The organism is Mesorhizobium sp. B3-1-8 (genome assembly GCF_006439495.1).
In the GTDB taxonomy this organism is placed as follows: Bacteria; Pseudomonadota; Alphaproteobacteria; order Rhizobiales; family Rhizobiaceae; genus Mesorhizobium.
In genome coordinates this window covers 247435-260151 of record NZ_VFTK01000004.1, presented here as the reverse complement: position 1 = coordinate 260151, position 12717 = coordinate 247435, and the positions used below count along the sequence as shown (strand labels likewise).

At 60.3% G+C, this 12717-nt stretch carries 11 protein-coding genes; 8 read left to right on the top strand and 3 right to left on the bottom strand.

The genetic code is table 11. From position 1 onward, the window contains the following. Window positions 1-267 precede the first annotated feature (267 nt). Both FJ424_RS05960 and iolE read right to left on the bottom strand, forming a co-directional pair. Window positions 268-1098, bottom strand: coding sequence for an alpha/beta hydrolase (locus FJ424_RS05960; protein ID WP_140658992.1), 831 nt, complete (start codon window positions 1096-1098; stop codon window positions 268-270). A 683-nt stretch (window positions 1099-1781) separates the two neighbouring features. Continuing rightward, complete coding sequence (iolE, locus tag FJ424_RS05955; RefSeq protein WP_140658993.1) at window positions 1782-2681, bottom strand: myo-inosose-2 dehydratase; 900 nt, start codon at window positions 2679-2681, stop codon at window positions 1782-1784. A gap of 226 nt (window positions 2682-2907) precedes the next feature. On the opposite strand from iolE, the gene FJ424_RS05950 reads away from it, so the two are divergent. The 6 genes from FJ424_RS05950 to FJ424_RS05925 all read left to right on the top strand — a co-directional run bounded on the left by FJ424_RS05950 (window position 2908) and on the right by FJ424_RS05925 (window position 9218). Next, window positions 2908-4398, top strand: coding sequence for an NAD-dependent succinate-semialdehyde dehydrogenase (locus FJ424_RS05950; protein ID WP_246677154.1), 1491 nt, complete (start codon window positions 2908-2910; stop codon window positions 4396-4398). A 10-nt stretch (window positions 4399-4408) separates the two neighbouring features. Beyond that, window positions 4409-5224 (top strand): aldolase/citrate lyase family protein, encoded by an 816-nt coding sequence (locus tag FJ424_RS05945; RefSeq protein WP_140658994.1) that lies wholly within the window; start codon window positions 4409-4411, stop codon window positions 5222-5224. Continuing rightward, the gene (locus tag FJ424_RS05940) at window positions 5224-6189 is read left to right on the top strand and encodes a hydroxyacid dehydrogenase (RefSeq protein ID WP_140658995.1); all 966 of its coding nucleotides are present in this window, start codon (window positions 5224-5226) and stop codon (window positions 6187-6189) included. Before FJ424_RS05945 ends, FJ424_RS05940 begins: the two co-directional genes overlap by 1 nt. Continuing rightward, window positions 6179-7303 carry a Gfo/Idh/MocA family oxidoreductase gene (locus FJ424_RS05935; protein ID WP_140658996.1) on the top strand — a complete coding sequence of 375 codons (1125 nt, stop codon included), beginning with the start codon at window positions 6179-6181 and terminating at the stop codon, window positions 7301-7303. The genes FJ424_RS05940 and FJ424_RS05935 overlap by 11 nt, the downstream gene beginning before the upstream one ends. A gap of 222 nt (window positions 7304-7525) precedes the next feature. After that, window positions 7526-7915, top strand: coding sequence for a tautomerase family protein (locus FJ424_RS05930; RefSeq protein ID WP_140658997.1), 390 nt, complete (start codon window positions 7526-7528; stop codon window positions 7913-7915). A 139-nt stretch (window positions 7916-8054) separates the two neighbouring features. After that, on the top strand, window positions 8055-9218 hold the full coding sequence (locus FJ424_RS05925) for a substrate-binding domain-containing protein (RefSeq protein WP_140658998.1): 1164 nt from the start codon (window positions 8055-8057) through the stop codon (window positions 9216-9218). Between the two features lie 74 nt (window positions 9219-9292). Here the strand turns inward: FJ424_RS05925 and FJ424_RS05920 are convergent, their stop codons facing one another. Further along, window positions 9293-10111, bottom strand: coding sequence for an SDR family oxidoreductase (locus FJ424_RS05920; protein ID WP_140658999.1), 819 nt, complete (start codon window positions 10109-10111; stop codon window positions 9293-9295). 146 nt (window positions 10112-10257) lie between these two features. On the opposite strand from FJ424_RS05920, the gene iolG reads away from it, so the two are divergent. Next, window positions 10258-11271 (top strand): inositol 2-dehydrogenase, encoded by a 1014-nt coding sequence (iolG, locus tag FJ424_RS05915; RefSeq protein ID WP_210239392.1) that lies wholly within the window; start codon window positions 10258-10260, stop codon window positions 11269-11271. Window positions 11272-11649: 378 nt separating this feature from the next. Continuing rightward, window positions 11650-12714 (top strand): sugar ABC transporter substrate-binding protein, encoded by a 1065-nt coding sequence (locus FJ424_RS05910; RefSeq protein WP_140659001.1) that lies wholly within the window; start codon window positions 11650-11652, stop codon window positions 12712-12714. The last annotated feature ends 3 nt before the right edge of the window (window positions 12715-12717 follow it).

The window sequence follows — 12717 nt, the reverse complement described above, 5'->3', positions numbered from 1 at the left end:
TGCGCAAACAGGATACCGACGGCAACGACATCGTCGCCTACATCACCGGCGCCAAGACCGGACAGGCGGAGCTGCAGACCGCGTGAGGATGGAAAAGACGTCTATCACTAGTGGATAAAATCAGACGCTTGATACCCTGCTAAATGCCTGCTTCCGACCCGTTACCGGCGTTCGCCAGCCGGCCTTAAATGAGACGCAAGCGGCGCGAAGCAGACATTGAAGAGAGCGAGGTAAAGTTGCCGTCCAACCCGAGATTCGATCCCTTCATCAGTCTTCGGCTCGGCGTGATAAAAATGCGTTCAGCCGCCCCAGCATCATTTCCGGAGCTTCAAGCTGAGGCAGATGGCCGACGCCCGGCAGTGTTTCGAATGATGCCTGCGGGATCAGCGCATGGAGCGCTTTGCCTCGCTCCAGCGGAATCCACGGATCGTCCTCGCCCCAGATGATCTCTACCCGACAGCGAATATCCCCGAACATTGGTTCGACTTCTGCGGTGTACTTTTCGTCGGCTTGCGCGAATTGCCGGTAGAAGCTTTGTCGCCCGTCTTCGGAAAGCCACGGCTCGACAAGCTTTTCGAAGTCCCTAGAACCGATCTTGTTCACAATCGCGCCCTTGATGTAGGCCTCCACGACCGCTCTGTGGATATGCGGAGGCAAGCCCAGAAAGGCATCCACGTGGCGACCGACGTGATCAAAGAACTCCGATCCCCAGGGGCGCATCGCGACGACATTCATCAGAACATATCGATCGAATTCACAGCCATGCAGCAAATGTGCCCGCAGCGTCGTCGCCCCACCCATGTCATGCGCAACGACCATTGGTCGCACGAGCCCCCAATGAGAAAGCATCTCGGCGAAGATGTTTCCCTGCACATCGAGCGACGTGCGCTGCTCCGCGCTTTTGTCGGATCGGCCGTATCCAGGCATGTCGTACCAGTGAACACGATACCGGCTTGCAAGGTCCGGAATAATCCGGTGCCATGAAAACGAAGACCACGGCCAGCCGTGGGCCAGCACGAGTGCAGGACCGCAACCAAGTCGACCCGTTGCGACCGTGCCCGCAGATGTTTGCACGTTCTCATCGAGTTTCCACGACATCCAATATTCTACCCGTCCTTACGAACTGGTGCCAACCTTATAGTTGGAGACCGCTGGCCTCAAATCTCGATGCTGCCCGCTCCAAAGCGGATCAGACACTTGGCTACCGAAACGACCCCTTCATGGCGCTCCTTGCTCGTTCTGATCGATGGGACGGACGGCAGAAAACCACCCTTAGGAGACCTACAGGGTGGGTACCAAGCGTCTGAATTCATCCACTAGGTCGACCGTAATGGAAATCACAACGTCCAGATATTCTCGGGTGTGAATATATCGAATGGGAGAACTTTGGTCTGGTTGCCGGCCCGCAGGCCCCCGTGCTGCTTGGATCATACAAGCTTCCTCGGCAAGACGGTCTGGCGAGCCATTGTCAAACGACCATCCACAAGGCCAACTCGGGTAACGTCCATAAATTCGTAGCCACCTGTTCCGCCGCGACTAGGTAATGCCGAAGAACCCGGTTATGCCTCTCCCGGTGACGTACAACCGGTCATCTTGCCCTTTTGATTCACGCGGGTCTCGCGCGGGATGATCTCGGCCATCGCCCGGCCCTTTGGCTTGTTTCGTGCCAGCGTGATGAGGTCCCTGCCGTTGGCATCGGCCAGACGGGGTGAGATGGCGACGCCTAGACCTTGGGTGGAACCGGTAACACCACAAATCGTTCCGTCCATCCTGTTTATGGGTCAGCCCTCGACGGTATAACCCGCCAGTGCCATGACGCGCAGGAGCTCACGATGGCCGATCTTGGCCATTTCCAGCGGCGGGTTCTTGATCGGGTCCTGCTCCGCCTCGACTACGAACCAGCCTTCATAGCCGTGGGCGGCAAGCCGCTTGACGATGGTCTCGAAGTCGAGCGAACCATCGCCGGGCACAGTGAAGGCGCCCTTGACGACCGCGTCGAGGAAGCTTTCGCGGGAGCGATCCAACCCGTCGATGACGGGCTGGCGCACATCCTTGGTATGAACGTGGCTGATGCGACGATGATGATTATCAATGACCCGCAGCACGTCGCCGCCGGCAAAGGCCATGTGGCCGGCATCGTAGAGGAGGGGTAGCGCCTCACCAGAGTGCTTCATCAACAGGTCCACGTCCTGTTCGGATTCGATCGGTGCGGCCATGTGGTGATGGTAGGCGATCGGCATGCCCTGGTCAGCGCACCATTCGGCGAAAGCGGTCATCTTGCGGCTGTATGCCTTGATTTCCTCTTCGCTCAGGCGACGACGGGTGATGAGCGGCGCCGAACGGTCGCCCTGGATCGTGCCCGCGGTCTCGCCATAGACGATGCAGGGTGCGCCCAGTGCTTTGAACAGCGTCATCTGTTCGGCAATGCGGTCCTTCTCGCGGGCGATATCGCCATCGAGCAGCAGGCCCGAGAACCAGCCGCCGCAGACTTTCATGCCATAGGTGTCGAGGATCGGTCCGAGAATGCCGGCATCCATCGGGAAGCGGCGTCCGGTTTCCATGCCGGAAAAGCCAGCCTCCCGCGCTTCTGCGAGGCATCCCTCGAGCGAAATGTCGCCACTCAGTTCGGCAAGATCGTCGTTCCACCACGCGATCGGCGCGATGCCAAGCCTGGCTTTCATGCTCTGATTTCTCCTTCCCGAGGGAACGCAAATGGCTGCGTTGCGATCTATTATGAAATGTCTATTGACAAATCAATAGATACTGCAATGATTATTGCAATACGGTTTTAGGGAGGACTGCGCCAACGCGCGCAGGGCACGCGATCCATCGGACATGCCGAGGATCAGCGCTGCCGGAGGCTGCTCCGAACGGAGTGAAACACCCATCCCGCAATGCCGAAATCTTGTGATCGCCGCGCTGTCTGCGTGGCGTGTCTCGTGCTGTTTTCAGGATGCTCAGATGTATGGCGACTACGGACTTTTCATTGATGGAGCCTGGCACTCAACGGGCGGGGGAGGCCTAACCCCGGTATTTAGTCCGGTCACCGAAAGGGCGCTCGGCGAGGTCGCGTGCGCCAATGGGGAAGACACTCGCGACGCACTCGAAAGTGCCCAACGGGGGTTTCGTTCATGGAAAGCAAAATCCGCCTTCGAGCGGGCCGATGCTCTGCATCGGATTGCCGACGAAATGCTGCGCCGCAAGGACGAAGGGGCGCGGATGATCTCCAGCGAGACCGGCAAGCCGCTGGCGCAGTCGGAGCGGGAATGGGCTCTCTCGGTCGATCAATTCCGCTGGCATGCCGAGGAAGCGCGTCGCATCTACGGGCGTGTCATCGAGAGCCGTGTCCCCAGCGGCCGCTTCGAGGTACTGCATGAGCCTGTCGGCGTCGCCGCGGCCTTCACGGCTTGGAATTTCCCCGCAGCGTTGGTGGCCCGCAAGGTCGCGCCGGCCCTGGCCGCCGGCTGCTCGATCGTGGTGCGTCCTTCGAGCCAGACCCCGGGCACGGCCATGGTCATGGTCGACTGCATGCGAGCAGGCCACCTGCCTGCGGGCGCAGTCAGCCTGCTCGTCGGCCCCACGGAAGCCACTTACACGCCGATCATGGCCTCGAAAGTAGTCCGGAAAGTCTCCCTGACCGGCTCCACGCGGGTCGGTCAGCAGATGATCCGCGATGCTGCCGACACCGTCAAAAAGGTTTCAATGGAATTGGGGGGCAACGCGCCGCTGATCGTCTTCGACGATGCCGATCTCGAAACCGCGCTCGGTGTGGCGGTACCGACCAAATATGCCAATGCCGGACAGGTCTGCGTCACGCCCGACCGCTTCTTCATCCATGAAAGCCTGCATGACAAATTCGTCGAGGGCTTCGTCTCCCGGGCCAAGTCGCTGAAGCTCGGTGACGGTCTCGATGCCTCGGTGCAGATGGGACCGCTCATCAACGGCAAGCGGCTGTCAGACATTGAGGCCGTGGTCGCGGAGGCCGAACGGCAAGGGGCCACGATCGCCGCCGGCGGCCGCCGTGCGGCGGCTTTCAATGCCGGGCATTTCTTCGAGCCCACGGTGCTGACCAACGTCAGCGACGACATGGCGGTCTTCGCCGAAGAGAATTTCGGGCCGGTGGCGGCAATCACCTCTTTTTCCAGCGACGACGAGGCGCTGCAACGCGCCAACACCTCCGACATGGGGCTTTCGGCCTACGCGTTCACACAAAGCCCGAAGCGCGCGCGCCGGGCGGTTGCCGAACTGAAGGCCGGAATGGTCGGCATCAATAGCTTCGCGCTTGCGGCCTCGGAGGCACCCTTCGGCGGCACCAATTTCTCGGGCATGGGCAGGGAAGGGGGCATCGAGTCGATCAAGGACTACCTCGATACCAAGCTTGCCCAGGTCGTTTTCTAAGGACTGCGCCATGATCCCCAATACTCTCAAAAAGCTCTGGGCCGACGGCCGTCCGACCATCAATGGCTGGCTGTCGATAGGCAACTCGTTCACCGCCGAGATCATGGCCGCGCAAGGTTATGACAGCATCGGCATCGACCTGCAGCACGGTGCGCTCGACTACAACGCCATGCTGCCCATGCTGCAGGCCATGCGCGCCTCGGGCGTCACCCCGCTGGTGCGCGTCCCCTGGCTCGAGCCGGGCATCATCATGAAGGCGCTGGACGCCGGCGCCTACGGGATCATCTGCCCGATGATCAACACCGCGGAGGAAGCTGCACGATTTGTCTCCTGTGTGCGCTATCCGCCGGCGGGTCAGCGCTCCTTCGGGCCAACCCGCGCCAATTTCGCCGTCGGTGCGAACTATGCGGCGGAAGCCAATGGCGAAATCCTCGCCTTCGCGATGGTCGAAACCGCGGACGCTATGGCTAATCTCGATGCGATCGCGGCCACGCCGGGGCTCGACGGCATCTATGTCGGGCCGGCTGATCTAACCTTCAGCCTGCACGGCGGTCGCCTGCCTCCTGCTTTCGATCGCGAAGAACCGGACATGATCGAGGCTCTGCAAGCGATTGTGCGGGCCTGCCACAATCACGGTATTCGCGCCGCGCTGCATTGCGGTACTCCGGAATATGCCGGCCGCGCCGTGGCATGGGGCTTCGACATGACCACAGTTTCCAACGACGTGCGGCTGCTCGCCGGCGCCGCCGACGCCGCTGTGAAGCGTTTCCGGGCACTGACGGCCGGAGCGCTCACTAAGGCTGACGACGCCAAGGGAGGCTATTGATGCCGCACGTTCTCATCGCCGGCAAACTGCATCCGAGCGGGATCGCCCTGCTCGACGAGACTCCAGGAGTAACCTACGACTACGTCGAGGAGGTTTCCGAGCCCGGCTATGCTTCGCTCATCGGCAGGGCCGATGGACTGGTCATTCGAACCCAACCACTGTCCGCTCCCACCGTCGAGAAGGCGCAAAACCTCCGTATCGTCTCGCGGCATGGGGTCGGCTACGACTCCGTCGACCTGCCGGCGCTTAATAAGCGCGGAATCGCGCTTGCCGTCGTTGGCGACGTCAATTCCGTCTCCGTGGCCGAGCATGCCATGATGCTGCTGCTGGCGGCCGCGAAGCGCACGCTGCGCGCCGATCGGGCCGTTCGCGAAAATGGCTGGAACTGGCGCAACAAGCTTGAAGCGTCGGAACTAGCGGGCAAGCGACTGCTCATTCTGGGCTACGGCCGGATCGGTCGGCATCTTGCCCGTATGGCCGCCGGTTTTTCCATGCAGGTCGCGGCCTATGACCCGTTTCTCGAAAAGCTCGGTTGGCCGGAGGGTCCTGTCTCCTCCATCAGCCACCTTGATACAGCGCTGGGCTGGGCGGACGCGATTTCGGTGCATGCCCCCAAGAGTAACAGTCCGCTCATCGCCGCCCGTGAATTCCGATACCTGAAGCGTGGCGCCATCCTGATCAACACCGCACGCGGCGGCGTGGTCGACGAGGCTGCGCTCATTGAAGCACTGCTTGCCGGTCGTGTAGCGGCCGCCGGGCTTGATGTCTTTGACAGTGAGCCGCCGGCGGCCGATGACCAGTTGCTGGCGATGGACCAGGTCATCCTGACGCCGCACATTGCGGGCCTTACGGTCGAATGCGGCGAACGCATGGCTATTTCCTCGGTCAAGAACGTCCTCGATTTCTTCGAGGGCAAGATTGATCCTACGCTCGTCGTCAATGGGGCCGAGATCAATGGGGAATGAAAAACCCAAGCTGAAAATCGGGCTGATCGGCACCGGCTTCATGGGCAAAACCCATTCCTTTGGCTTTGCCGCGGCGGAACGTGTTTTCGATCTGCCATTCGAGCTTGAGCTTCATACCGTCGCGGACCGCACCGAAGAACTTGCCAGCGCAGCCGCGCGTACACTCGGCTTCAAGAACGCTACCGGCGATTGGCGCCGACTTGTCGGCGATCCGGATATCGATCTCGTCGACATCACCGCGCCAAACGCGTTTCACCGCGAGATGGCGCTGGCCGCGATCGCGGCCGGCAAGCATGTCTATTGCGAGAAGCCGCTTGCACCGCGCGCTGCAGAGGCCGCCGAGATGGCAAACGCTGCCGTGTCTGCCGGCGTGCGCACGCAGGTCGGGTTCAACTATCTGTGCAATCCGATGATGGCGCTAGCCCGTGAACTCATCGCGTCCGGCGAGCTTGGCGAAATCCGCAGCTATCGCGGGATTCACGCCGAAGACTACATGGGCGATGCGGAAGGTCCCTTCACCTTCCGCCACGACCCGGTAGGTGGCGGTGCGCTGGCCGATCTCGGCAGTCATGCCTTGGCGACCGCCGAGTTCCTGGTCGGCCCGATAGAGCGCGTTCTTGGCGACGCGGTCACCGTCATCAACAGTCGTCCCGACGGCAAGGGCGGCCGTACCAATGTCGAGGTCGACGATATCGGTCGCGCGTTCTTGCGCTTTGCCAATGGCGCCACCGGCAGCATCGAGGCGAGTTGGGTGGCGACCGGCCGCAAGATGCAGCACGATTTCGAGATTTACGGCTCGAAGGGGGCGCTGACCTTCAGCCAGGAGCGCTTCAACGAACTGCAATTCTACACCACCGCGGAAGCCGGTCGCGTTCGCGGCTTCCGTCGTATCGAGGCCGGACCTGATCATCCGCCCTATGGGCTGTTTTGCGTGGCGCCCGGCCATCAGCTTGGTTTCAACGATCTCAAGGCCATCGAGATCGCGCTGTTTCTCGCAGCCATTGCCGGGGTTCGTCCCGAGCCATTCAGCTTTCGCTCCGGACAGCGCATCCAGGAACTGGTCGAAGCGATCCATGCCTCGGCAACTGGAGGGCGCTGGGTCAGCACGGCTTGAAGGCGATCTCGAATGTGGCGCCCCGGGCGGCGGCTAAACCGCCTTCGCTCGGCCGCGCTTGCCGTGTTTGGTAGGCAATGAATTCTGGGCTGTGGACGGAATGCTGGCAGGTCAAGCGGGTCGCGGCCGTTCCCATGCCGGCCTGCCTGTAGCCTCGGAAAAGAAGGCGACGAGCGCGCGGCCATCAGCAGCATGTTCGATAAAACTTCGAAAGGAGAGACCATGCCCTTGCTCAATATTCATGTAGTCAAAGGCAGGAGCGAAGATCAAACAGCCACGCTGTTGCAGGCGATACATGACTCAATGGTCGAAGCTTTTGAGGTACCTGTGCGGGACCGTTATCAAATTCTGCACGAGCACGAGCCATCGCATTTGCTCATGGAGGATACCGATCTTGGCTTTGAGCGAACAGATAGCCGGGTCCTGATCCATGTGACGACTCGGCCAAGAAGCCAGCAAATGAAGGAGCGGTTTTACGCGTCGCTTCTCGAAAATCTTGGACAACGCTGCGGCGTTGCACCTGTGGACCTCATGGTCTCCTGTGTTGAGAATCGCGATGATGGTTGGAGCTTCGGATTCGGGCGCGCCCAATTCCTAACCGGGGACTTATAGGGCGCGCCGAACTTGGCCGCCGACAGATCACCTCATCCGAGCAACAGCCTAAGGCCATAATTAATGATCTCGTGCGCTTTCGCAAGGAATATTGCGTAATCGCAAAGTTCCAGTATTGTCGTCCCGAAAAGGATCGATCATGCTGCTTTCGCGATCAAAGCCTCAATCTGCCAGCGAGCTGATGACCACTTTGAATTCGGCTCAAGGCAGTATGGGTAAGGGCGGACGGCGCGTGGCGAATTTCTTCATCGCGAACCTTGGTGAGACGGCGCTCCTGTCAAGTTCCGAGGTCGCCAGTCGCTGCGGGGTGAACGCATCGAGCGTGGTGCGATTCGTCCAGACTTTGGGATTTTCCGGCTACCGCGAATTTCAATCGATTCTGCAACAACATTTGTCCAAGTCGATGGTGGACGCCAGACACTCAGGCGCCGGCGGGATTTCGCTGCCCGAGATTTCAAAGCCGCTGCGTCTTTATCTTCTCGCCGATTCCGGACGATCGTTCAACGAGGCCGCGGAAGCCGCCGCGAAGACCTTCAGCGCGCAAAACCCGTCGATCGAAATTGAAACAGAATCCCATGTCTCACACGCTGTCGAACCTGAGGAATTCGCGCGCCGGATTAAGAGCGCGGCCGAAAAGTCGGATGGCATTATTCTGGTCGCCAGAGAGCACCCGGCAATCAACGATGCCGTGAGGGCGGCCACGGGACGGGGCCTCCCGGTGATCTGCCTGACCACCGATCTTCCCTTGTCGGGAAGGGCAGCCTACGTCGGCTCGGATCAGTATGTATCGGGGGCTACGGCGGCCTGGCTATGTGGTCGAATGCTCCCACGTGGGACAGCCGGCAAAGTCCTGTTTGTGTGCAGCGTGCCATTTCGCTGCCAGCAGGATCGCGAGCAGGGGTTCAGACACGTTCTGCGAACAGAATTCTCCACCCTAGCCATTGATGAAAGGGTGAGCTCCAACGAGAGCATTGAGGTCATCTATGAGGCTGTCCGGCGATACATAGCAAAGAGCGGGCCCCCGGCGGCTATCTACAATGTTTCAGGCGCCAACCTGGGAGTTGGGCGCGCGCTTGAAGCTGAAGGTCTCAGTCATTCGATCGTGTTTATCGGCCATGAGTTGAACACGAACTCGCGGTCGTTGCTCGAGCGGGGCATCATGGACGTGACGATCGGTCATGACTTCGATCGCGAAGTCGCGCTGTCCGTCGAGTGCATAAGGATGGCGCAGCAGGGCGTTCAACCTGTCAATCGCATGACGCAAAGCCAGGTCTTCACTCGCTTCAATTGCGCCATCTTCTGATTGACTGAACCATTCTGCGGTAAGGGATCGATTGTCGACTGAAACGGTTCCGCGCTTCAGTGGCCGTCGGCCCTCTAGATCGTCAGCTTCGAGACCGGGGTCGGAGGTGCGAAGGGGTAGGCGCCCCAGACTGACTGATCGAAATTGATTACAGAGCCAGTCATCATCCCGGCATCTTCCGAAGCCAAAAAGGTGACCGCCTTGGCCACTTCCGCGGGAGCCAGAAGCCGCTCAAAAGGTTGTTCGGCCGCAGCCTTTTCGAGCCAGTTTGCGTCCGCGCCATGATACTCGCGCTGGATGCGGTCCTCGCCGTCCGAAGCCATCCAGCCGATGTTCAGCTGATTGACCCGGATCTTGTTCCGCATTGTTGCAAACGCCGTGTTGCGGGTAAGTGTGGCAAGAGCACCCTTGGAGGCGCAGTAGGACGCGATAAACGGCTGCCCGGCTAGCGCCGAGGTAGAGCCAATGTTGACGATCGCTCCTTCGATATTGTCTCGGACCATCCGCCGAATTGCCTCCTGCATCAAGAAGAAGGGAGCGCGCGTATTGATCGCGAACATCCGGTCGAAAAGCTCTTCGCTCGTGTTGAGGATGTCGCCGCGGTCCGTAAGGCCGGCGGCGTTCACCAGGACATCGACGCGCCCAAAGGCCGTATCCGCGGCCTCGATCACCGCCCTGCAATCGGCCACGCTTGCCAGGTCGGCCTGAACAAAGCGGACGACGCAGCCTGTTTTAGCCTCAATCGCTTTAGCGACAGCGCTGCCCTTATCGGCGTTGCGCCCACAGGTGACAATTCCGGCCGCGCCCGCATCTGCGAAATGCATGGCGATCGCAGCACCCAACCCCTGCGTGCCGCCCGTCACAACCGCGAATTTCCCATCGACACTGTTCATTTTTCAACGCTCCTCAGAACTGCAATGAAATTTGCAGAAGAAATCAATGCGGAATTTGTATTGACACACATGCGAAAATGCAAGATATTTTGCACGTGCACGCAAGGAATGGTGCTCGACCCGCATGACGGGCCGTAGGGAGGAAATTGATGTTGCGTATCGCCGTGCTCGGCTGTGGCCGAATTGGTCAAATGCATGCTGCCAATGTCGCGCGGCATCCCCGATCCAAGTTGGCGGCGGTATTTGATGTCAATTCAGAGGCGGCCGAAAGGGTCGCGGCGGCCCAAGGCGTCAAGGCTGCGGCCAGCGCAGAGGAGATTTTCGCGTCCGACGCGGTGGATGCCGTTCTGATCGCTACCGCGACACCCACCCATGCCGATTACATAGAAATGGCAATCGCTGCGGGCAAAGCGGTTCTCTGCGAGAAGCCGATCGACCTTAGCCTCGCCCGCGTCGAGGCGTGCGTCGCCAAGATCGGTGAGACCAAAATCCCGATCCAACTCGGCTTCAACCGTCGTTACGATCCCGGGCACAGTGCAGCGCGAACGGCGATGCTGGCTGGCGATATAGGCGAACTGCACCAGGTCATTATCACGTCACGCGACCCCGCGTTGCCACCGAAAGCCTATTTGGAGGCTGCGGGCGGGCTATTCCGCGACATGACGATCCACGACTTCGATTTGGCTCGCTTCATGCTCGGCGAAGAGCCAACCGAGGTCTTCGCTCTTGCCAATGCACTCATCGATCCGGCCCTCGGAAAGGAACTCGATGAAGTTGACAGTGCAATGTTCATCCTGAGGACTGCGTCGGGCAAGCAATGCCACATCAACAACTCGCGCACTGCGGTCTACGGCTACGATCAGCGCGTTGAGCTGATCGGAAGCGCGGGCATGCTGCTTTCGGACAACCGCAAACCTCACGAATTGCGCCGCTTTACCAGCACGGCCGCCGAGGCGAGCCAGCCGTACCAGTTCTTCTTTCTTGAGCGCTACCAGGAAGCCTTCACGGCGGAGATCGATGGGTTCGTGGACTGTGTGGAGAAAGGCGCCGTTCCGCTGGCTAGTTTCGAAGATGGGCGCCGCGCGCTCATCCTGGCGGAAGCGGCTTACAAATCCATGAAAGAGCGACGTTTGGTGCGTGTCTCCGAAGTGGCTGGATAAAGCACTAAGCCGCGGATCTGCAGGAGGATGAAAGATCCGCGCAGTGGAGGAGTGGAGTTTGGTGAGGTATGGGCTCGCACGGATCGCCGTGTGGGGAAATGACCGAGACTGGCCGACCATGGCGCCGGGCATCTTGGCTGTGCCTTCCTTGCGATCACGGTCGAAGGAGAACCGCGAAAGCGTGCCCTCACTCCCGACTTCTCCAGCAGGGCTCTTTCAGTGCGGCCAGGCAGGCACTGCAATGGCATTTGCGGGTGACGACATCGCGAACGGTGTCTCATCGCAAGGTAGAACCTTTCTGTGGTGAGCACAGAAGGCCTAAGCGGCGTCAAGCCCGGCTCAACGGGCGGTCGGACCGCGCAACAAAAGGAGGAATCAATGAAATTTCCAACTCTCCCCATTTCTCGCCGCAGGGCCGCCGGCACGGTGGCTTTCGGCGCGCTGTTCCTGGCAATAACCGCTGGGACCGCGCTTGCAGAATACAAGGCTGCGGACGTGAGGATCGGTTTTACCCCGAAGTTTCTCAAGGATGATTTCCAGACCCTGATGCTGGATCTCTCGAAGAAGGCCTTCGATGCAAAGGGTTTCACCCTGGTCGGTGCTCCTGATCCCAATGGCGATATCGCGGCCGAAGTCGATGCGCTCCAGAACCTGATTGCCAACGGCGCCAACGTCCTGGTCTTCGCTCCCATCGACGCCGCGGGAATCGTTCCCGCGGTCAAGAAGGCGAATGACGCCAACGTCCTCGTCTTCTCGATCGACGATGCTCCCGCGGGCGGCAAAGTGACGGCGACGGTGCGCGCGGACAATGTCGACGCCGGCGTTCAAGGCGCCAAGGAGATGGTCAAGCGTCTGCAGGCCAAGCCATGCTGGACCGACAACAGCTGTATCGTGCTCGAGCTGCAGGGCGCCCTGACCACACCCAACGGCCGTGATCGCTCCGATGGTTTTTCCAAAACGTTGCACGAGCTCGCGCCCAAGGTGAATCTGATACAGCGCCCGACCGAATGGACTGCCGACATGGCCGCCGATGCTGCGCAGAACGTCCTCACCCAGAATCCTTCGTTGAGCGGCATCTTCATGGCGTCCGAGCTCATGGCATCGGCCGTGAATGCCCAGCTCACCAACGGCGGCAAGGGCGCTCCGGTGGGTGATCCGAACTCAGTGATCCGCATAGCAATCGATGGAACGCCTCAAGGGCTGCAGCTGATCCGCGGCAAAGCCCTCGACGCGACGGTGTCACAGCCCCTGAGCGCCTATGCGACCAAGACGGCCGACCTGATCGAACTCGTCTCCAAGGGTGGCAAGATCGAGATCGGACCCCGTGACGACGGCCAGGTTATCGATACACCCGTTGGACCGCAGTACCAGCTCAAGGCGACGCTGGTGACAACCGACAATGTGGATTCACCTGATCTCTGGGCAAACAAGGTCGGCAAGTAAGTT

Excerpts from the sequence above, each read along its gene's own strand:
- FJ424_RS05960 (WP_140658992.1), bottom strand. The coding sequence starts at position 1,098 with ATGTCGTGGAAACTCGATGAGAACGTGCAAACATCTGCGGGCACGGTC.
- iolE (WP_140658993.1), bottom strand. The coding sequence starts at position 2,681 with ATGAAAGCCAGGCTTGGCATCGCGCCGATCGCGTGGTGGAACGACGAT.
- FJ424_RS05945 (WP_140658994.1), top strand. The coding sequence starts at position 4,409 with ATGATCCCCAATACTCTCAAAAAGCTCTGGGCCGACGGCCGTCCGACC.
- FJ424_RS05940 (WP_140658995.1), top strand. The coding sequence starts at position 5,224 with ATGCCGCACGTTCTCATCGCCGGCAAACTGCATCCGAGCGGGATCGCC.
- FJ424_RS05935 (WP_140658996.1), top strand. The coding sequence starts at position 6,179 with ATGGGGAATGAAAAACCCAAGCTGAAAATCGGGCTGATCGGCACCGGC.
- FJ424_RS05930 (WP_140658997.1), top strand. The coding sequence starts at position 7,526 with ATGCCCTTGCTCAATATTCATGTAGTCAAAGGCAGGAGCGAAGATCAA.
- FJ424_RS05925 (WP_140658998.1), top strand. The coding sequence starts at position 8,055 with ATGCTGCTTTCGCGATCAAAGCCTCAATCTGCCAGCGAGCTGATGACC.
- FJ424_RS05920 (WP_140658999.1), bottom strand. The coding sequence starts at position 10,111 with ATGAACAGTGTCGATGGGAAATTCGCGGTTGTGACGGGCGGCACGCAG.
- FJ424_RS05910 (WP_140659001.1), top strand. The coding sequence starts at position 11,650 with ATGAAATTTCCAACTCTCCCCATTTCTCGCCGCAGGGCCGCCGGCACG.